Annotated in this window: 15 protein-coding genes; 4 read left to right on the plus strand and 11 right to left on the minus strand. The window is 50.7% G+C overall.

The features are described from left to right. Positions 1 to 31: 31 nt before the first annotated feature. On the plus strand, positions 32 to 619 hold the full coding sequence (locus HYT77_09230) for a hypothetical protein (protein ID MBI2068178.1): 588 nt from the start codon (positions 32 to 34) through the stop codon (positions 617 to 619). Here the strand turns inward: HYT77_09230 and HYT77_09235 are convergent. From HYT77_09235 to HYT77_09245, 3 genes are read right to left on the minus strand one after another with little or no spacing between them, the layout of a single operon-like run. Further along, positions 616 to 3,279: a valine--tRNA ligase gene (locus tag HYT77_09235; GenBank protein MBI2068179.1), complete on the minus strand. Its 2,664-nt coding sequence runs from the start codon at positions 3,277 to 3,279 to the stop codon at positions 616 to 618. The genes HYT77_09230 and HYT77_09235 overlap by 4 nt on opposite strands. A gap of 27 nt (positions 3,280 to 3,306) precedes the next feature. Then, positions 3,307 to 4,107, minus strand: coding sequence for a type III pantothenate kinase (locus HYT77_09240; protein ID MBI2068180.1), 801 nt, complete (start codon positions 4,105 to 4,107; stop codon positions 3,307 to 3,309). A 13-nt stretch (positions 4,108 to 4,120) separates the two neighbouring features. Next, positions 4,121 to 4,687, minus strand: a complete 567-nt coding sequence (locus HYT77_09245; GenBank protein ID MBI2068181.1) for a biotin--[acetyl-CoA-carboxylase] ligase — start codon at positions 4,685 to 4,687, stop codon at positions 4,121 to 4,123. Between the two features lie 47 nt (positions 4,688 to 4,734). On the opposite strand from HYT77_09245, the gene HYT77_09250 reads away from it, so the two are divergent. Next, the gene (locus HYT77_09250) at positions 4,735 to 5,355 is read left to right on the plus strand and encodes a YbhB/YbcL family Raf kinase inhibitor-like protein (protein ID MBI2068182.1); all 621 of its coding nucleotides are present in this window, start codon (positions 4,735 to 4,737) and stop codon (positions 5,353 to 5,355) included. Between the two features lie 151 nt (positions 5,356 to 5,506). Here the strand turns inward: HYT77_09250 and HYT77_09255 are convergent, their stop codons facing one another. From HYT77_09255 to HYT77_09270, 4 genes are all read right to left on the minus strand, one after another. Then, positions 5,507 to 7,150 (minus strand): Na/Pi cotransporter family protein, encoded by a 1,644-nt coding sequence (locus HYT77_09255; GenBank protein MBI2068183.1) that lies wholly within the window; start codon positions 7,148 to 7,150, stop codon positions 5,507 to 5,509. A 13-nt stretch (positions 7,151 to 7,163) separates the two neighbouring features. Continuing rightward, positions 7,164 to 10,127, minus strand: a complete 2,964-nt coding sequence (locus HYT77_09260; GenBank protein MBI2068184.1) for an AAA family ATPase — start codon at positions 10,125 to 10,127, stop codon at positions 7,164 to 7,166. Positions 10,128 to 10,226: 99 nt separating this feature from the next. After that, positions 10,227 to 12,863, minus strand: a complete 2,637-nt coding sequence (locus HYT77_09265) for a pyruvate, phosphate dikinase (GenBank protein MBI2068185.1) — start codon at positions 12,861 to 12,863, stop codon at positions 10,227 to 10,229. Between the two features lie 56 nt (positions 12,864 to 12,919). Beyond that, positions 12,920 to 14,323 carry a glycine--tRNA ligase gene (locus HYT77_09270; protein ID MBI2068186.1) on the minus strand — a complete coding sequence of 468 codons (1,404 nt, stop codon included), beginning with the start codon at positions 14,321 to 14,323 and terminating at the stop codon, positions 12,920 to 12,922. An 83-nt stretch (positions 14,324 to 14,406) separates the two neighbouring features. On the opposite strand from HYT77_09270, the gene HYT77_09275 reads away from it, so the two are divergent. Together HYT77_09275 and HYT77_09280 are read left to right on the plus strand one after the other, a co-directional pair. After that, positions 14,407 to 15,510: an efflux RND transporter periplasmic adaptor subunit gene (locus HYT77_09275; GenBank protein MBI2068187.1), complete on the plus strand. Its 1,104-nt coding sequence runs from the start codon at positions 14,407 to 14,409 to the stop codon at positions 15,508 to 15,510. After that, positions 15,488 to 16,213: a phosphodiester glycosidase family protein gene (locus tag HYT77_09280; protein MBI2068188.1), complete on the plus strand. Its 726-nt coding sequence runs from the start codon at positions 15,488 to 15,490 to the stop codon at positions 16,211 to 16,213. The genes HYT77_09275 and HYT77_09280 overlap by 23 nt, the downstream gene beginning before the upstream one ends. Here HYT77_09280 and HYT77_09285 read toward each other — a convergent pair. From HYT77_09285 to rho, 4 genes are all read right to left on the minus strand, one after another. After that, positions 16,210 to 16,863 (minus strand): hypothetical protein, encoded by a 654-nt coding sequence (locus tag HYT77_09285; protein MBI2068189.1) that lies wholly within the window; start codon positions 16,861 to 16,863, stop codon positions 16,210 to 16,212. The two genes, HYT77_09280 and HYT77_09285, sit on opposite strands and share 4 nt — an antisense overlap. 494 nt (positions 16,864 to 17,357) lie before the next feature. Then, positions 17,358 to 17,498, minus strand: a complete 141-nt coding sequence (locus HYT77_09290) for a hypothetical protein (GenBank protein ID MBI2068190.1) — start codon at positions 17,496 to 17,498, stop codon at positions 17,358 to 17,360. Further along, positions 17,482 to 20,172, minus strand: coding sequence for a hypothetical protein (locus tag HYT77_09295; protein MBI2068191.1), 2,691 nt, complete (start codon positions 20,170 to 20,172; stop codon positions 17,482 to 17,484). Before HYT77_09295 ends, HYT77_09290 begins: the two co-directional genes overlap by 17 nt. Positions 20,173 to 20,335: 163 nt before the next feature. After that, the gene (gene rho / locus HYT77_09300; GenBank protein MBI2068192.1) at positions 20,336 to 21,634 is read right to left on the minus strand and encodes a transcription termination factor Rho; all 1,299 of its coding nucleotides are present in this window, start codon (positions 21,632 to 21,634) and stop codon (positions 20,336 to 20,338) included. Between the last annotated feature and the right edge of the window lie 107 nt (positions 21,635 to 21,741).

The following is a 21,741-nucleotide window of genomic DNA, read 5'->3' on the forward strand; positions in this document are numbered from 1 at the left end:
GGATAACGGAATCTTAAAGGGGGAGAATATCATGTCATTTGAAACCTGTACCCATGGCACCAATGCATTGGCGGCCCTTGCCCTCGACCCAATCGAGGACCGTGGGGATTGGGGAGAACTTCTCAAAACCTCGCCGGAGTACCTCGACATTTATAAGGAGTGCGACCGACTCTATCCTGATACAACAGAGCGGGATGTTGCCGGCCTCCTGAACCGAAGGCTCGTTGTCTATTCAAAAAAGAGTCCTTTCTTGAGTTCTCTCTCCAGGGAGGAGAGGGAGGAACAGGTTGTCGACTTGATCGATAAGACACGCGGTCCTCAACACGTCAACCTTGGGGGAAATGTTCTCGTCTTTGGAGGCATCACCCTCATAATGGGCCTTTGTATCGCCCTCACCTATTTTGGGATCCGCAAACCGATTGTGAATCATTTCTATGCCCGAAAGGGACTGACCCCACCCTTTCTGTTAGCAATCCCATTTTCATGGGCCGGTCTCATCACCCCTGGCCTGCTTGGAGGAATCGGGGGAGGGGCCTTTGGCGCCGTTAAAAGTAATACGGCCCTTCATGAGACCCACGAGAGGAGATTAGAAGAGGCTCGACAATTGCTGGCCTCTTAAAGGTTCCGATAGGTTTCCGAGAGGCGTTCTACCTTCTCGACGTTGGTTCTCTGTTTTTGCCGCTCCTCCGCCACAAGTTCAGGGTCAGCATGATTCAAAAAACCAGGGTCGGATAATTTTTTATGGAGTCGATCTCCAAGCTCGTTCAGCTTCTGAATCTCCTTTTCAAGGCGCTTCTTCTCCGTTTCAAGATCGACAAGTCCTTCCAGTGGGAGATAGAGATCCAACCGGCCGAGTGAATAGTGGGCCATTTTTTTTGAAACTGGTTTTGCGGAGACAAACTGGAGACTGCAGGAACGCGTCATCTTTTCTATCATCCCCTTTTCCCCTTCCAGCCAATGCCTCTCCTCCCTCTCCTCAACAGACAGGATCGGCTGAATCTCCTGGGCAGCCTGAATCCCATTCTCACCACGCAATGTCCGAAGTGCCGTCACAATCTCCATCAATCTTTCAACACGCCTTGGCTCTCCCTCAAAGTCCCATTGTTTGGGAGTCGGAAAAGATTCTATTCCGATCGATAGCCCTTCTTTCTGATTTAAAAACTGACAGATCTCCTCCGTGATAAACGGCATGAATGGATGAAGGGCCCGGAGGGTTTCATCCAGAATCTCGGAGAAGACCGACTGATTCAACCGAACCTTGGAGAACTCCAGATACCAGTCACACAAGGTGTGCCAAAAAAAGTCATAAAGTTCCTTCGCCGCCTCATCAAAACGATACCCCTCGATTCCCCTTGTTATTTTTGCGAGTGAAGAGGCCCACTTCTGCAAAATCCATTGATCATAGTCGCTTAAGATCTCGCGAGAGATCTCCTGAGGCGGCAGGCTCACAAAAAAACGCGCCGCGTTCCAGATCTTGTTACAGAAGTTCCGATACCCCTCAATCACGGGCTCGGAGAGCTTCACATCACGACCGGGCACCGCCAGGACCGCCAACGTAAAACGAAAGGCATCCGTACCAAATTGATCCATGATCGTGAGCGGATCAATGACATTTCCCTTCGACTTGCTCATCTTCTGTCCCTGCGCGTCACGCACGAGGGCATGGATATAAATATCCTTAAAAGGAACCTCCCCCATAAACTCAAGCCCCATCATCATCATCCGGGCGACCCAGAAAAAAATGATATCGAAGCCCGTAATCAGAACCGATGTGGGGTAAAAGGTCTTAAGCTCCTCTGTCTGGTCCGGCCAACCGAGTGTAGAAAAGGGCCAGAGGGCGGAGGAGAACCAGGTATCGAGAACATCGGAATCTTGCTCAAGTTCGGTCGAGCCGCAGGTGGGACATTTTTTAGGTATATCACGGGAAACAATAGGAGGACATATCCCCCCCTTCCCCCCCCTTAATTTAAGGGAGGGGATACAGTACCACGCCGGAATCCGATGCCCCCACCAGATCTGACGTGAAACACACCAATCTTTAATCTCACCCATCCAGTTCGCGTAGGTCTTTGTCCAATTGTCCGGAAAGAATCGTGCCTTTCCATCCTGAACCGCTTGAAGCGCCTTTTCCGCGAGTGGCTTTGTTTTTACAAACCACTGCATCGAAAGATACGGTTCCACAACAGTTCGACAGCGATAACAATGGCCAACCGAGAGCTTGTGCGGTTCAACCTTTTCAAGAAACCCTTGCTGCTCCAGCTCTTCGACAATCTTTTTTCGGCATTCGAAACGATCCAACCCCTGAAAGGAGACCGCGTTTTCGTTCATCCTCCCTTCATCCGTAAAAATATTAATACGAGGGAGCTTATGGTCGTTTCCAAAAATGAAATCGTTGAAGTCATGGGCCGGGGTTACTTTAACCGCACCCGTCCCAAACTCCTTGTCAACACGAGGGTCAGAAATAATAGGGATCTCCCGATTGACTAAAGGCAATAATAGTTTTTTACCAATAAGACCTTTATACCGTTCATCTTCAGGGTGAACCGCAACGGCGGTATCTCCAAGCATCGTTTCAGGACGCGTGGTGGCCACCCTCACCCCCACCCCCTCTCCCGCCCTTCGGCATGGCTCAGGGAAGGCCAAGGGGAGAGGAGAGGCAAATGGGTAGCGAACAAACCACAAATGCCCATTCGTCTCATGATGCTCTACCTCCAGATCGGAAAGCGCCGTCTTGCAACGAGGACACCAGTTGATGAGATAGAGATCACGGTAGATCAGCCCCTTGTTGTAAAGACGGACAAACGCCTCACGCACGGCGCGCGAGAGCCCCTCATCCATCGTAAACCGTTCGCGCTTCCAGTCACAGGAGGCCCCCAATCTTTTTAGTTGATGAATGATCTGTCCACCCGACTGCCCCTTCCATTCCCAAACCTTTTCAATGAAGCGTTCCCTTCCCAAATCCTGTCGTTTCTTCCCCTCCTTGGCTATGTCACGCTCTACAACGTTCTGCGTCGCAATGCCGGCATGATCAGTCCCCGGCATCCAGAGGACATTGAACCCTTTCATCCGTTTGTAGCGGGCAAGGATGTCCTGGAGGGTGTTGTTCAGGGCATGCCCCATATGAAGCGAGCCCGTGACGTTCGGTGGCGGGATCACCATACAAAATGGGGGTTTGGATGATTTTGGCTCTGCATGGAAGTAGCCTTCCTTGAGCCAGACTTCTGACCATCGTCTCTCAACTTCATGCGGCTCGTACGCCTTGGGGAGTTCCCTCTTCATGAGAATCAGGACTTAGAAAAAAATGGACTAAATTGCACGAAACTTTTTATCAGCAACGATCCTGAGCCCCTTCAAGGTCAGAAACGGCTCCAGCTTTTGAATGGTCCGACACTCCTTGGCAATCAAGGTGGCGAATCCACCAGTCGCTATCACTGCCGTTTTCATACCAAGCTCCTTCTGAATGAGCCCTACCAGCCGATCGACGAGACCGGCGTATCCATAATAAACGCCTCCCTGGATACACTCCCTCGTCTGCCTCCCAATAACCCGCTTCGGTTTTGCAATTGAAACGAGCGGTAGCTTGGCTGTCTTCTCATGTAACGCCTCAAGGCAGATTCGTAAGCCAGGAACGATCGGTCCACCAAGGTATTCCCCCTGCGCTGAAACGACATCCAAGGTCGTCGCAGTCCCGAAATCAATGATGATAATGGGAACGGTCTTTAAATCCCCCCTCGCCCCCCTTTGACTTGTCCTGAGCCCTGTCGAAGGACAAAGGGGGGTTGGGGGGATTTTCCATGCCGCAACTGCATTCGCAATCCGATCGGCCCCCACTTCTGACGGTTTTTTTGTCTTAAACCTGATCGGCAGTTTTGTCCTGGATGTCACAAACAGAGGCTCAACTCCAAATTTCTTTCTGAGAAGAAGACGGAACGGTTTATCCAGTCGGGGGACAACACTTGCCACGACAACGCAATTAACTTGCGAGATCCAAAGTTTCCGCAAAAGGGAGAGCCCCTTGTGGGTCTCAAAACGACGATGCCACCGGAGCCGCTCCCCCTCAAATAGGCCGACGACAATATTTGTATTGCCTACATCAATGGCGAGAATCTTTCTCTTCCCCTCACCCACAAAGGTCTCCTTGAAGGGCCATCATCTTTTCCAGCAGCTTATCCAAGATTTTTTCCCGATCAAAGGTCTTCCCCGTTTCTATCTTGAGCGATGTCGCAGTGTTACGCACCTCTGGTGAAAAATCGTCCAGATCGGTATTCACATTAATTCCAACCCCGCAGACAACCCATCGTATCCTCTCTCCCTCCGAACTCATTTCGCAGAGGATCCCTGCCACTTTCTTGTCATGAATTAAAAGATCATTAGGCGCTTTGATCCGGAGCCCATCAGCAATATACTGCCGTAAAAGATCCTCAACAACAAAGGCGATCTTGGGGGTGATCTTTACGGCATCGGAGGGTGGACGATTGGGGCGAAGCAAAAAAGAGAGATACAGATTTTTCCCGGCAGGTGATTCCCATTTCCTCCCTTCACGACCCCGTCCCACCGTCTGATGATCCGCCATGACAACGAGCCGTTCCGCCTCTCCTGCCCTCGCCCGGCGGATCACCTCTTCGTTTGTGGAATCGATTGAGGAGAACCGGAGCACCCTAAAGTTCCACTTGTTTTCTGTTTTCATCTGATCCACAATTGCCCTTACTTATGACAAGTCATCCTTCTCGTAAAGTGTTCCTGCTGTTGGGTGCATTGTATCTAGTCGTCGGTTTTTCGCTCGGGCAGACCTCAATCCCCTCCTCCTGCGGAACCGATACGACAAGTCAGGCAGGAAGCGGTACCTCCTCTTCGAACTCGGGAGGAAGTTCAGGGAGTTCACTAACACTCACAAGTGATGACATTACAAGCGGCGGAACAATCGCCTCCACCTTTGCAATGACCGATTGCATGGGAGGCAACCAGTCTCCCCATCTCGCCTGGTCAGGTACCCTCCCCTCCGGAACCTTGAGTCTTGCCGTGACCGTAATTGACACAAGCTTTAACAACGCCGTTCACTGGCTCCTTTACAACATCCCAACCACGTCAACGACGCTTTCGAGAAACAGTTCTCCGAGTGAAATCTCAAATACAACCCGCGAGGTGCAGAATGTCTACGGGGATATCGATTACGGCGGCCCTTGCCCGCCGACCGGCGAGAGCCATACCTACCAGTTTACAGTTTGGGCGCTTGATGTTGCCGACCTCATGAACGTCTCCGGTTTCAACGCCAACAGCGGCTCCTCCGCCTACTCGCTGCTCCAGGAGCATGACTTGGCATCGGCCAGTTTCAACGCCACTTTCGTTGGCCCTTAACAGGATAGCGACAAAGGCCCATCTACTGCGGGCTTCGACTGAGCTCAGCCGAAGTCTTGCCCGCTTCAACCGCAATCCTCACGTACCGGTAAAGTACGCTCCGGTTGCGGCCTTGCGGGCGCCTTGCATCTGGACCTTTGTCGCTATCCTGTTATTCGATTTCTTTTCCCGGCATCGAGGACTTCACAATCATCATAAGCTTCGTATTGACCCGGCGAAAATTAGAGAGAAGATCAAGGTGGATCGAACTCGTTTCAAACGCCTCCTTGATCCCCCTGTGCAATCTCTGGAGATGGCCCTCGCGATAACGGCTCTCCAATTCCTCCAGATGTTTTTCGTGACGCACAATTTTGCGCGCCAGAGATTCATCCTCCGTCGTCAGGGTCGAGAGGGCGAGTTGAAAGTTTTCCAGGACCTTGCTGTGTAAATCCTGGATCTCTTTCCAACCCTCGCCTGAGAAAACTCGTCCCTTATGGATCTTCTTCTGGGCCAGCTCCAGAATATTCTTGTTGATGATATCACCGATCTCTTCAAAATCACTCGTCATCGCGACCAGGCTGAGTTCCAGGCGTCCCTGCTCGGGATTGATTGCCTCCTGTGAAATTTTTGCAAGATAGAATTTAATCTCCCGATCCAGGATATCCACCTTATCGTCCTTCTCCTCGATCATTTCGATCAGCAACGGATCATCCTTCTCAAAGACTTCGATCAGGTCACGAAACATCTCACAGGCAATCTCTCCCATCCGAAGAATTTCGCGTTTTACATTGGCAAACGCCAGAGCGGGAGAGTCAGTGGCATCCTCCGAAAGATACTTCGGCCCAAAAAGGTCCTCGCCGGGAGGTGGAATCGGAACCACCTTCCGGATTATCCAGGCACCCTGACGGATGAAAGGAAGAAAAAAGACAGAAAGGGCGAGGTTAAAACAGACATGGGATAAGGCAATCTGACCAGCCACATTTCCTGACAAGGAGAGAAGCGAGGATAACCACTCAACCCCCTTGACTGTATTGGCAAGAAAAACAAGGGCAACAGAGGCACCACTCAATTTAAAAAACAGATGGGCAAGTGCCACCTGCCTCGCCGGAGCCCCACCACGCGCCCCGTGTAGAAAGGTCATGGCACACGTCCCAACATTCGCCCCCAAGACAAGAGGAACGGCATGGGACATATCAATGACCTGGGAGAGCGCCATCGCAATCGTGAGTCCCAGGGTTGTCGCACTATTTTGAACCAGGGCCGTGAATCCAATTGCCAAAAGAAAACTGTAGGAAGGTTTTTCCGATAAGAGATTAAAAATTTCGACCAAAAAGTGATTTTCACGAAGGGGAGTCGTGATCTGAACCATCAACTGCATCCCCAAAAAAACAAAGCCAAAGCCCATCACAATCATACTGAGGTAGCGGATTTTTTTACTCTTAAAAAAAATCTCGATAAAGATTCCCGTCACAAGCATGAGGAGGGCATACTCCGCCACCTGCCGGATCGAAAGCAGGATGACGACGAACGCAGTCCCAATATCCGCCCCGAGGATCACCCCCATCGCCTGCTGGAGAGAAAGGACACCGCTTGTTGCAAATCCGATCAGCATAACGGTTGTCGCAACGGAGCTTTGCAGAATGAGGGTCACAAGAACACCGGTCAAGAGGGCCGAAAATCGGTTCTCGGTGAGCGCTGAAACAAGCCGCCTCAACCGATTACCTGCCAGGAGCTGGATTCCGATGCGCGATTGGCGAATTCCATAAATGAAAATGGCAATCGCCCCCAGAAAAGAAATAAGCGAGAAGGATGTCAAAGAGATCTCCTCTTTAGGAAGCTAAAGGTAGTGCCTCAGCCAACCTCACAGAAACAATCTTTGAAATGCCCGCCTCCTCCATCGTGACGCCATAAAGGCGGTGGCATTGCTCCATGGTCCTCCGGTTGTGCGTAATCAGGATGAACTGGGAGCGCGGAAGAATCTCGGAGAGAAGTTTATGAAAGCGTTCCACATTGGTATCATCCAGAGGGGCATCCACTTCATCCAGAATACAAAAGGGTGATGGTTTAACTAAAAATATTGAGAAAATAAACGCAACGGCCGACATCGCCTTCTCTCCTCCCGACAAGAGACCGATGTGGGAGAGTTTTTTACCCGGCGGCTGGACAAAAAGATCCATCCCCTGGGAGGCTCCATCCTCCGACTCCGTTAAGCGGAGTTCGGCCGAACCACCACGGAAAAGCCTCGGGAAAAGCGCCTTGAACTTTTCATTGACCAAGACAAACGTCTCCTCAAATCGCTTTCGGGTCATCTGGTTGATCTTCTGTATCGCCTTCTCAAGGGCGAGAAGAGACTGTTCGAGGTCTTCCGTCTGCCGCCCCAAAAATTCCTGGCGTTCCCGAAGCGCCTCATATTCCGGGATGGCCCCCAGATTGACATCCCCAAGCTTTTCAAGACGTGCCTTAAGTTCCGACAGGTTTTTCTCTTCCAGAGAACGATCGATCGGCACTGCCTCCTCCCCAAAAGCAACTTCCGTTAGCGAGGTGTTATATTTTTCAAAAATCTGTTCACCCATGTGGCGAAGATCTCCCTCCAGACGTGACAACGTAACACGCAAGTCCCCTGTATGACTCCTGGCGAGATCGTACTCTTTTCGGAGAGTGCGAGTCCTGGCCTCCTCCTCTTCCAATGTACGGGAAATCGCCTGATGCTCCTTGCGGATCTGATCGGCAGAAAGGGTTAAGGCCTCTACTTTTCCCTGCAAAACAGCCCTCTCCGCCTGCTCGCTCTCTTTCTCTTCCTGTAGTCTGTTGATTTTTTCTTCGGCGCGCCGGAGGGCCTCTTCCACTTCCTGTAACCTTTTCAGTTCTTTGGTGAGATGCTCTCCCTCCTTGTCCAGAGAGATTTTTTTGATATCCTCTTCATGTTTCCTCCGGTTTAAATCCTCCAAGTCAAGCGAGAGCTCCGAAAGGGTTCCTTCAAACTGGCTCACGCTATCCTCCTTCAAACTGATCTCCTCTTCCAGGCGGGCGACCTCGATTCGAAGCTCCCGGATCTCCCTCTTCTTTTCCAAAAGCATCTTACCTGGCAATCCGGCGGATCCCCCGCTCACAACACCGAACGGATCGACCACCTCTCCCTCTAAAGTAACAAGCGTTTTGTGGTGACCATTCGACCGCCAAAGATCGATCGCCTTATCAAGATTTTGAACAAGAATGACATCTCCCAAAAGATACTGACCTACCTTCAAGGTATCGGCTTTCAACTTCACCAGGTCCAGCAGTGGGCCAATGACACCCGACTCCTGGTAGGGAAACGGATTTTCCTCTTTCTCACGGATATCAAGCGCAATGAAGGTGCTCCGTCCCGAGGCCTGTGACTTCAGGAAAGAGACCGCCTCCAAACCTTCTTCATGGCTTTTGACAATAACATACTGAAGTTTTTCCCCTAGCGCCGCGCTGACGGCCATCTCATACTCCTGGGGCGAATCAACGTAATCCGCAACAACCCCAAGGACCCCGGACGATGTGCTCCCCTCCCTCTTGGCCCTAAGGATGTTACGCACCCCTTCCTGATAACCTTCAAAATTTCTTTCAAGATCAACAAGAGATTTGAAGCGTGACCTTTTCAGGCTGATCTCTTCACGACGAATCGCCAACTCCTTTTCGAGAACCTCTTTCCTCTCTTTTCCGGAGGCAATCCTCGCCCGAAGCTCCTCCATCTCATGATGCACGGAAGAGGAATCGCTTCTCAAAATCTCGAGCTGCTGAGCGATACGGCCTACCTCTTGCCTGATTTTCTCTCCCTCCTGCAGAATCTGGGTCGACGAGGCCTTCTCCTCCTCGAGGCGTTTCTTCTCACGAAGCTGAAACTCCTCCTTCGCCTGTAAAAGTTTCAGGCGACTTGTTGCCTCGAAAAGGGCCTCTTGTCTGCGGTTCAGCTCCCGATCTTTCTCCAAAAGCTGAAGACGTGCCGACTCCTGGCTGGCGTCAAGTGCGGAGATCCTGGTCTGCGATTCCAGCTCACGCCGGTTCCAATCAGAGAGCAAACTTTCCAACTCCCCTTTCTCCGTATTCGCCTCCCGGTAACGAAGACTCGCTAATTTCAAATCAAGACTTTTGACCTCCTCCTTGAGCTGCCGATATTTTTCCGCCTTCTTGACCTGCCGATCGAGCGAGCCAATCTGGCGTTGCACTTCCACCAGAATATCCTTCAGACGGGCAAGATTCTGGCGTGTGGCCTCCATTTTCCGGACTGCCGCCTCCTTACGCGCCTTGAATTTTGAGACACCAGCCGCCTCTTCAATGAGCAGACGACGATCCTCCGGCTTGGCATTAATTGCAAAATCGATTCTGCCCTGCTCGATGACGGAATAGGCGCGATGCCCAACGCCGGTTCCAAGAAAAAGGTTGATGATATCCCGAAGCCGGCAGGGGATCTTGTTGATCAAATACTCGCTCTCTCCATCGCGAAAGAGACGCCGGGTAATCGTAATTTCTGAAAATTCCGTGTAGGGAGCTGGTGCAATCCCATCTTCTGTCGAAAAGGTGAGTGAAACCTCCGCCATGTTAATCGGCGGCCGGGTTTGAGATCCGTTAAAGATGACATCTTCCATACCGCGACCACGCAGACTCTTGGCGCTCATCTCCCCCATCACCCACCGGATCGCATCAACAATGTTTGATTTTCCGCAGCCGTTCGGCCCGACAATCCCGATCAATGGGGAATCGAAGTCAATAATCGTAGGGTCGACAAAAGACTTAAACCCTACCATTTCTAATTTCTTAATCTGCATCTTTCGATATGCCCAATAGCCCTAAATTTTCAAGCACTTAGGATGGTAACATAGGCCATTAGGGGTGTAAAGGTGAAATTGTATGGTCACGACAATATGTCAGTTTGCCTTCTCCTTGAGTGACGCGTGTGCCGCGGCAAGACGGGCAATCGGGACACGGTAGGGAGAGCAACTGACATAATGAAGCCCCACCTCGTGAAAAAACTGGATTGAGTCGGGATCACCACCATGCTCTCCGCAAATGCCGATCTTGAGGCCTGGACGTGCCTTCCTCCCCTTCTCGATCGCAATCCGGACAAGTTCACCGACCCCCTGAACATCGATCGATACAAACGGATTTTTTGGAAAAACCCCATGGTCGACATAGAACGGCAGGAAGCCAGCCGCATCATCGCGCGAAATACCAAAAGTCGTTTGTGTCAGATCATTCGTCCCGAAGGAAAAGAAATCGGCAACCGTGGCAATCTCATCCGCGGTCAACGCCGCACGCGGGAGCTCAATCATCGTTCCGACCAGATAGGGACATTTGATCTTTCTGCGATTTAAGACATCCTGGCAGACCTGTTCCGCCTCTTCCCTCATCCGCTTGAGCTCTTCCACATGACCCACTAACGGAATCATAATCTCGGGATAGACAGTAACCCCTTCACAAGTAAGGTCGGCTGCCGCCTCCATGATCGCCTCCACCTGCATCCGGTAGATCTCGGGATAGGTGACACCGAGTCGGCAACCACGGTGCCCCAGCATCGGATTCGCCTCATGCAACACCTCGGCCTGAACCTTGATTTTGGAAACAGAGACCCCAATTCGACGGGCCAGATCTTCCAATTCCCGATCGGTCTTCGGAATAAACTCGTGCAGAGGCGGATCAAGCAAGCGGATCGTTACCGGAAAACCCTCCATCGCCTTTAAAATGCCCTTGAAGTCCGCGCGCTGGATCGGAAGCAGTTTGGCAAGCGCCTTCTCGCGCTCTCCCCTCTCCTGCGCAAGAATCATCTCACGCACAATATCAATACGGTCCGGATCAAAAAACATATGCTCTGTCCGGCACAGGCCGATTCCTTCAGCACCAAAGGAACGTGCCACCGCAGAGTCATGCGGCGTATCGGCATTGGTCCGTATCTTAAGCCTTCGGTATTTGTCAGCCCACTTCATCAAGATTCCGAAATCACCGGAAAGATCCGGCTTGGTGGTCGGGACCCGTCCCCAAATCACCTCTCCGGTTGAACCATTCAAGGTAAGCCAGTCTCCCTTTCGAACCTGACGATTCCCGATCTGAACCTGATCCGCCAAAAACTCGATTTCGGTGCAACCGGAGACACAGCATTTTCCCATTCCCCGAGCGACAACGGCGGCATGGGAGGTCATCCCACCCCGCGCCGTCAAGATTCCTTCTGCGACATGCATCCCGTGAATATCCTCCGGTGACGTCTCCTGACGGACCAGGATCACCTTTTCCCCCCTGCCAACCCATTCCTGCGCCTCATCCGCAGTCAGGACCACGCGCCCTACGGCAGCTCCCGGTGAGGCGGGCAAACCGTTGGCCAAAACCTCCTTGGGGGCGTTCGGATCCAGCGTGGGATGAAGGAGCTGATCCAATTGGGCGGGCGCGACACGCAAAATCGCCTCCGGTTCCGTAATCAAACCTTCCGAAACCATCTCGACCGCTATCCGGACAGCCGCATGAGCCGTTCTTTTTCCGGATCGGGTTTGAAGCATCCAGACCTTGCCGTTCTGGATTGTAAATTCAATATCCTGCATCTCACGATAATGCCTCTCCAGCCGCTCCTGAATCTGGAACAATTCACGATAGGCAGCCGGCATCACCTTCTCAAGGGAGTTCGCCGTCCCGTTAATAGAATGCGGCGTACGAATCCCGGCAACAACATCTTCCCCTTGCGCATTCACAAGGTACTCACCAAAAAACTTTTTCTCACCGGTCGCGGGATCGCGTGTAAAGGCAACACCGGTGGCACAATCGTTCCCCCTATTTCCGAAAACCATCGCCTGAACATTGACCGCAGTCCCCCAATGTTCGGGGTATTGATGAATTCTGCGATATTCAATCGCACGACGGCTGTTCCACGACTTAAAGACGGCACCGACCGCTCCCCATAACTGGAGCCACGGATCGGACGGAAATTCCTGCTTCAGTTCCTTTTTTACAAGGGAGAGAAAAGAGCCGGTCAGCTCTTCCAGATCGTTCAGGTCGAGCTCCGTATCAAGTCGGACCCCCTTCTTCTTCTTTTTGGCATCGAGAAGCGCCTCAAAATGCTCGTGACCGAGACCAAGGACCACATCCGAATACATCTCGATAAAGCGGCGATAGCTGTCAAAAGCGAACCGGCGATTCTTTGTCCTCCGTGCAAGTCCCTCAACGGTCCTCTCGTTTAGGCCCAGATTGAGAATCGTGTCCATCATGCCTGGCATACTGACACGAGCACCGGAACGAACCGACAATAATAGAGGATTTTCAACAGAGCCAAACTGACCTCCCATCACCTCCTCAACTCGTGAAAGGCCCCTCTTGACCTCCTTTTCCAGGCTGTCGGGAAATCTCCCGCCGTTACGGAAGTATTCCGTACAAAGCTCCGTCGTAATCGTAAAACCGGCCGGGACAGGAATTCCCAAATTGACCATCTCGGCCAGACCTGCCCCCTTGCCTCCCAGAAGCTCCTTCTGTTTGCCGTCTCCATCGGCATGGCCAGCACCAAAAAAATAGACCTCTTTTGCCATAACACCCCCCCTTTTTTTTGAAATTCGTCCTCTCTTCAATCAAAACCTCTCAAGAATTACAACGGCTTTTTAAACCGTTCCTGCAGGTAGCAATCAACCTGATCAATTGCAATCCGGTCCTGCCCCATCGAGTCCCGATCCCGTACCGTCACCTTGTGATCCGTCTCGGAGTCAAAATCACAGGTGACACAAAACGGGGTGCCAACCTCATCCTGTCTTCGGTAGCGTTTACCGATAGAACCGGTGTCATCATACTGGACACGCCATCTTCCAGACAGCTCCCGGGTTATTTCACGCGACCTTTGCATGAGGGAATCTTTGCGGGACAGTGGCAACACAGCAACCTGAATCGGGGCCAGGTGATAGGGAATACGAAGCAACATCTCGGTCTCCTTCACACTTTCGGTCGTCGTGGTTCTTCCCCCTTGAATCTCCTCATAGGCGTTCAAAAGACAAATCAGGACCGTCCGGGTTAACCCAAAAGTCGGCTCAACAACATGCGGAAAAAACCGCTCTTGTGTCACCGTATCGGTGTACTTCAAGTCCTTGCCTGATTTCTCAGAGTGATTCTTGAGATCGAAATCAGTCCGATAGGCAAGGCCGAAGAGCTCCTTCCATCCCATCGGGGTTTCATACTCAATATCAACCGTGCGGCTCGAATAATGGGACAATTCGTCTTTGGTGTGCTCACGCACCCTGAGCTTACCAGGATTCAATCCCAATTCACGCGTCCAGGCCCACATCTCCTCCAGCCAGTATTCAAACCACTTCTGCCATTCCTGGGGAGGAACAAAATATTCAAACTCCTGCAGATCAAATTCGAGTGTCCGAAAGGTAAAATTTCCCGGAGTGATCTCATTTCGAAAAACCTTGCCGGAGGCGGCAATTCCAAAAGGGAGCCGCATCCGCATCGACTCGGCAATCGTCCGAAAATTGACAAACATCCCCTGAGCCAGCTCTCCCCGCAGATAAACGGCTGACTGCTCCCCTTCGAGGACTCCCAAAGAGGTTTTAAACAACAGGTTAAAAATCCGGGCCGGTGTAAACTGGCGCATCCCACAATGAGGACAGGCGATTTTGAGTTCCAAAATCAGCTGGTCCAACTCCTGAATCGATTTCCCCTCGACCTTGACCGAAGGATTCTTCTCCTCAATGAGATGGTCGGCTCGATAGCGCTTTTTGCACTGCTTGCAGTCAACCTGGGCATCATTGAAATTGGCAACATGACCGGAAGCGACCCAGACATTGGGATTCATGAGAATAGCAGGATCAATGCCAACCATATCGGACCGGCTCTCAACAAAACGTCTCCACCAGGCCTGCTCGATGTTCCTTTTCAGCTGAATACCGAGGGGACCGTAATCCCAGGAGTTGGCTAGCCCCCCATAAATCTCTGATCCCGGGAAGATGAATCCGCGACGCTTGGAGAGTGAAACCAGCTTTTCCAGTGTAACGGCCATACCCTTCCTTCTTACAAAGCCGGTTTATTCTTGGCAATCAGATTACTTATTGCTTTTTAAGGGCCCCTCCTTATAATTTTTACGTGCCACTGATTCGGGGGACTCTTTCAGCGCTAATCATATGCCTTGTTCTCGTCTCCTGTGGAGGCGCTGTAAAGGATGAGCGAGGCAAGAAGGGTTCACTTTTTCAGAGGAGGGAAAAGAAACCTATTTCGGTTGCTACCCTCCGGGTGGCCGCCAAGGAGATCCCGTTTGTCTTGAAGGCAAAGGGCAAGACAGAGGTCTCGGACAAATTCCAGGTCAAGGCGCCTGAAGTGACGAGTCGTGTTGCGGAGATTTACGTTGAAGAGGGACAAAGCGTGGAAAAGGAGTCCCCCCTCCTCCGGTTCGATGATGAACCGCTTCGCGAAAAACTGGAGCTCCTCCGAACGGAACAGGAGGAGGCGGAGAAAGGACTCGAAGATGCACGTTACCTCGATAAAAACAAGGAGCGGTTGCTAGCCGCCGAAAAAATGATTCAAGAAGAAGCGGACGGGCTCGATGAAAGGATCCAAAAATATGAATCAACCCTCGAAAGGGTCAAAGCGGAAATCACCTCTTACGAGAAACAGATCACCTTGACGGAGGTTAAAGCGCCTATTGCCGGGCTCATCACGAAGAGGGATGTTTCCGTCGGAGAAAAAACGGAGAAAGACAAGTTGATCCTTGAAGTCGTACTGATTGAGCCGTTGCGTTTCATTTTTGATGCCCCCCTGGAGGTTGTCACCTCAATGAAAATCGGAGACCCGATCCCGGTTGTCTTTTCCTCACTCAAGAAGAAAGAGTTTGTCGGCGCGATTACCACTGTTGGAGCAGAGGCGGGGGCGGGAGGCGACGTGCAGGTCAAACTCCTCCTCCCCAACCAAACCCAGGAATTGAAGGGTGAGGTTGAGGGCGAGATCAACTACCCCACATCGATCAAGGAGAAGGTCATTCTGATTCCCTCACAAGCGTTGCTCAAGACAGAACGCTCCACCTATGTTTTCAAAATAGTGGATAAAAAGGCAAAGCGTGTTCCGATCGGAACCGCCGGAGAGCATGGAGGGGAAGTGATCGTCACGCGAGGTCTTGAGGAGGGGGATGTTGTAATCACCTCTCCAATTCAAAATCTGAAGGACGGTTCGCTTGTCGAGATGCAATCATCATAGAACATTCCTCCTAATACTGGCGATCTGCCTCTCCTGGGTCCCTCCGCTTTTAGGGGAGTGGAAAGAGATCGGACCAACCCTTAACTATCAGCTTGTCCAAAAAGATTTCCCCATTCATCTTTTCAAAATTGATCCTAAACAATGGTCGCTCGACATCCTTGTCGCCTCCCATTATGGGATGACGACCCTGACTGCCAAGGAATTCCGCGAAAAAAGCCGTGCCACCCTCGTTATTAACGGCGGCTTCTTCAATGAACATTTTAAATCACTTGGGCTTCTGGTTCGAAAAAGTGAGATTATTAATCCACTGCGAAAGGCCGACTGGGGAATTTTTCAGGTTCAGGAGAAGACCGCTTCCATTATCCACCGCAAGGAATGGACCGGGCTTGGTGTCATCACGGCGATTCAGGTTGGTCCACGCCTTTTGATCAGCGGGAAAATTCCTTTTTTCAAACCGGAGCAAAATCCCCATCGACGCTCCGCCGTTGGAATAACAGAAACAGGAGAAATCGTCATCGCCCTCTCCGAGAGCCCCCTCTATCTGAGTTCGTGGGCCAAGATCCTGCAACAATGGGCGGTCTCTGCCTTGAGCCTTGATGGCGGAGGCTCGTCTCAACTATCAGCAACGCTCCCTGGATTTTCACTGGAAGTTTCGGGAACGACGGGGGTTCCCAACGTTGTAGCGATATTCCAAAAAAACTAAATTCCGGCAATCCTATCAGGCCTCCCGCCTGGCATAGGTAGCGTGTTGTCTCTTAAAAATTCTAAGAATGCCCTATATCCTCTCCTAAGAATACGTTCTGTAGTGAAATCATAGGGACCCTCTACTCGTGGCTGCCCCGGGAAATATTTCGCCCACCCAGGAGCACCTCTACAGACAGTCCTCCCTCTATCAACAACAGGAAAAAGATGACTCGGCCTGACGGTGCCATAAAGAAGTGCTTCGCCCAATCCCCAAGCATAAACGGCAGCAGCATCATTTTGTGGACTGATCCCTGTTCCACAGCCAGAGCACGCATCCGCATAAGCTCTATTTCCACGAACAAGGATCTCAGCCTTTGCCGGAATAACGGGAAACTCCCTTCTAGGAAATTTCCTCTTAATAATTCGATCGAGTGCCACTTCAGCATCGGCGGTAGTCCTAAACCTCTTCTCCATGATCGCAAGTGCCATCTCACGACCAGTCATCGGAGCTCTCTTTTCCGCCAACTCGCGGAGCCTTGTCTCTAAATAGATTGCGTTGAGACGGGAGCTATCGTTGAATTGGATGATCGCCCGAACTTCATCCGGCACGCCGCCAATACCCTTCAAATATCTTTCGGCAATCATCGTCAGGCGGGCCGTTCGGCTCATCCTTCGACCTTCCCCTTTGACAATCTGAGAAGCGCTCCTCACTGGTACTGACCGTGTAATAGCCGGTGCCGTGTACCTCACTCCTAGGTTGCGTTCAGTCATCCGTTTTATCGGCATCGGTACAGCTGCCACTCGGCTAGACCTGACGTAGGCATCTGGGTCAAAATCGACCCGTGGCCTAAAGGCCGATCGTATAAGCCTTCCAGCAGCCACACCTGCCAGTGCATAGAACCCTGATACGATTGATGTCCTAATAAAATGGTTGTCCCAATTGTATCCACTAAAGACATTGAAGGCACTCGGTTCAGGTGCAGGAGGAGGTTCACTAAATAATGGCCCTTTAAGGTGTAAATAATTAGGGGGTGATATGAATGGTGTTATCATTTTGTTCTCCTCGCTGTTTTGCTTATCGGCTTTGTCACTTAAAAGTTGCTTAAGCCTATGTTCCTTTTTTAAATGGTCTTTAATCGGTTGGGAGGGGACTATAACTAGAGCTAACCACTCATCGAATCGAGAAATTCCTTGTTGGTCTTTGCGTTCTGCATCTTGTCGGTCAAGAACTCCATCGCATCGACCACGTTAAGCGGTTGCAGGACACGATTCAAATGAGTAACCGTTCTACTCAGAGAGCCCACAATAACCAGGGATCGGACCGCTGTTTCCGTCAGGATCAATACAGGTTTCCGTCGGAAGACAGTCAATATCGCTCGAATCAATTCTGCCTGCCCTTGTTGGATCGCAGATGTACTCCTGCACGGAATAAATAGTACGGCCATAACTTAATCTCGAGTGACAAGAATCAGCATAAATAAATGATTGATCTAGACTATCATGTACTGTCAACGTCACGGAACCTCCAATCCCTGGCATCATTCCACCATCGCTATCATCACAGCTAAAGGTAATACCTTCGTCAATTTCCTCATTGCAGTTGTCATCCCGGCCATCCAGCCGTTCGAGTTCTATACCGGGGTTTGTAGAAGCTCTATTATCGTCACAATCCCCACCCCCAAAGGAACAAATAGAAAGTATCCCATCCGAGACCATAGCCATATTCAGGTCGCAATAGTTATCACGATCATCATCACAACCCTCATCAACTCTCCCATTACAATCATTATCAGTATTGTCGCAGATTTCAGGGGCATAAACACAATCTGGTTCACCTAAATCAATCTGTACCACGGCTACCCTCTCCGAAGAAGTCGATGGCCCGACAAAGCGGACCTGCCATCCAAGACCTGTCGTACATGTTTCGCCAGGAAGGATAAAACCATCAAAAAGGTCATCCCTCCAATCCTCGCGAGAGTTGGGGCTACAATCAAGCAAATAGGTATGGCGGCCATTCTCGTCTGTTGTACATCTCAAGAAAAGAACGCCGATCGTTGCAAAATCAAAAGAATACAGATTTTCGAGACGAGATTGATCTGCAGAAAGGATGGCATCCATAATTATCATGCGATCATAACCAAGGGGCTCCCTGTATTCAACGGATAGGGTGTCACAAGGTTCCGTGACGAAGCGTTCTGCCCGGTAATCGTGAACGACGCCACTGGTCAGGGCATTATCTACTTCAAGCTGGATACATTGAGGATCGGTACTACCAGCTTCAACGGCCCCCAAGAGATCGGGGAGAGCAGAAGATAAACCAGCCTCCATCTCCAACCACCCCAATTTTTCCTTATAAGCACAGTTAAAATGGCCATGGCCAGGGTAGGCAGCCATCGTATCAAAGGGGTCCCCATAATCCGACCTCTCAAGACAACTCCCCCCAAAGACCGACTCGCCACAATCGAGGTCATGCGCATGATTCAAACCTAAGACATGCCCCCCTTCATGAAGGATAGTTTCATCATCAAAATGGTTACGCCCCATCGTGATGGTGTGCAAGGCAACCAACCCATCATCCGTGGGCCACTCATGCCTCCCTAAATATCTGCCATTGCCTGCAGCGGTAGGATACAAAAGAAGCCAATCATAATTGGCAAAGTTCACCTGATCCTCACAGAGACGGATCATAGTTGGAATGATAAGACCAGAAGAGATCGACGGTCGCGTGCTATCTGCATAGGCCTCACAAACATCAAATCCTATGGAAAACTGACCAAAGGAAAGTTCTCTGAAGCTCTCTTCGGCCGATCTTGTCTCACGATCAACCGTCGCCCGATCACTGATCGCCGCCTCATAAGGATCATTTTGCCAATGAACATACAAAACAATCCCTCTGGCGCCAGGACCCACTGATAAATTCACTAAGCTCCGAAATTCGTCTGGAAGAGTTTCATCGCTCAAGATAGTGGGATCGTTTAAATCCACTAAAGAATAACTCTGCAACACAGCCCCCATTTCCAATAACATTACAGCAAGGGAATTCATCTCAACAAAATTCATATCGGCGAGGAAGGTCGTGTCGAGATGAGCAAAGGCTACCGGGTCGCTAAATTGACTCTTAAAACTTTCATAGAAAGCAGTGGCTGCTTTGCCCACCTCAGAACACCAATTTTCCCCTTCAAGTTGCCTGAAAAACGCCATCTGATCTGAAATCAGATCAAGTAATTTCCCCTCCCCGATGAACTTTTCATAAAGCGCAGGACTTAAGTTCCCAACCCTTAAGATCGCTTGCTCAAGTTGCTCGAGTCTTTGGGGCCATACCAGCTTGAACTCCTCACGAAACAGTTGATTAACAAGACGAGGCGCCCGATGACTAAAATTCGCAATCGCTATTTTGGCCAAATCAGACTCGCTTTCTTTAATCAAATCCCCTTTCAGAACAGAAAGAATCTTGGCTATTTCATTGATCTTCGATACTTCCGGGGTACATTGAACTGATCCAAACTCAATAAGATCTTTTGATAGAAGTTGCTCCAGTTCCGCTGCCTCACAAAGGGCAATTTCTCTGGATAGACCAACGCTGTCCATCTCCTCTTCCAACGATTTTCGGGATTCACGAAGAACGGTGAGAAAATTTTCCATCGCCAGTTTTCCGCCCATTAACTTTTTCATCTCTTCCTCAATTCTTCTCCCCTCAATAATAAAAAGAAGAATCATCTCATTATCGAGAATCGCTCCTTCTTCCATCAGTCGCATCATCTCTGACTCTTTTTCCAGTAATCCCTGGATTCCTGACTCGACCTCTACCAGTCTCTTTTCAACTTCATCTTGTTTGAAGCGGACGGTTTCAAGGCGGGAGGATATCAGAGAGAGGGGGGGGGTACCCTCCGGCGGAAAGGGGCAGCTAAACGCCCAAAGTTGGTTTGGCAGGGAGAAAACAAACAGGAGAACAACCAGGATCGGTATGTTGCGTGGCATAATCACCTCCCGTGAATGGTAGATATGCCATATTCATGCCAAATTCTGATTGTATAAAACTAGGTGATCAACTTTATGAAACTATTGTTAAATCTGAGTGTGGTCTTGTCTCTTTGTGAAGAGTAAAACGAGAAATGAAGTTCTGGTGAAAGAAAGTCTATTCTCAACCACTCATCGAATCGAGAAATTCCTTGTTGGTCTTTGCGTTCTGCATCTTGTCGGTCAAGAACTCCATCGCATCGACCACGTTAAGCGGTTGCAGGACCATCAGCTTCCGATCCAGATGGATCTCGGCATTGCCGGTCCCCTTGAATTCTTCAAAGATAACTTCGTCCATCCGGCTTCCGGTATCAATAAGGGCTGTGGCTATGATCGTGAGGCTTCCCCCATCTTCGACATTCCGTGCCGCCCCAAAAAATCGCTTCGGTTTGTGAAGCGCGTTGGAGTCGACACCCCCTGAGAGGATCTTTCCCGAGGGAGGAACAACCGTATTATAGGCCCGCGCAAGCCGAGTGATCGAATCCAGAAGAATCACGACATCCTTTTTATGCTCCACGAGGCGCTTCGCCTTCTCAATGACCATCTCAGCGACCTGTACGTGACGGGTTGCAGGCTCATCAAAGGTTGAGGAAACAACCTCCCCTTTGACGGAACGCTGCATGTCGGTCACCTCTTCCGGCCGCTCATCGATGAGCAGGACGATCAACGCAACCTCCGGATGATTAGAGGAGATCGCATTGGCAACGTTCTGCAGCATCATCGTTTTGCCTGTGCGGGGAGCCGCTACAATAAGGGCCCGCTGCCCCTTTCCGATCGGCGACATGAGATCCACAATGCGGGTCGTGTAATTTTTCGGGTCGTATTCGAGCCGGAGTCTCTCATTCGGATAGAGCGGAACGAGGTTCTCAAAAAGAATCTTTTCACGAGCCACTTCGGGAGATTCGTAATTGACCGATTCCACCTTGACCAAGGCAAAGTAACGCTCCGAATCCTTGGGGGCACGAACCTGGCCGGAGACCATGTCACCCGTCCTCAACGCAAATTTCCGGATCTGGGAGGGAGAAATATAGATATCATCCGGTCCGGGGAGATAGTTGTACTCCGGAGCCCTGAGAAAACCAAACCCATCCGGCAGGATTTCCAGAACCCCCTGACCGTAGACCATGCCGTTCCGTTCAATGTGATGGTTGAGGAGCGTGAAAATCAGCTCCTGGCGCCTCATCCCAGCCCCACCCTCAATGCCAAACTGATGGGCCATCTCCACAAGCTCGCTGATCTTGCGGTTTTTCATCTCGCTTAAATTCATCACCTGGCCGCTACGATCAGATCTTGAATGTGGTGGAGGAGATGAAGCAGCCGGCTCTTCTCTAAAAGTCTCTTGTGGGGATGGTTGTACGGGGGGTGGCATCGTTTCGCGATTTAAATCTTCATCAGAGTTCGATCTTCTTCTTGGTCGGGACATAAAAAACAGACATTAACGGATCATCACCAGGATTTCGATTTTGCCTTAATCAAGCAGTTAAAAGACTCCTTGCGGGCGAACTAGAAGCCATTATTCAGAAAAAGACG

It is taken from the genome of Deltaproteobacteria bacterium, assembly GCA_016180855.1.
GTDB lineage: Bacteria > UBA10199 > UBA10199 > JACPAL01 > JACPAL01 > JACPAL01.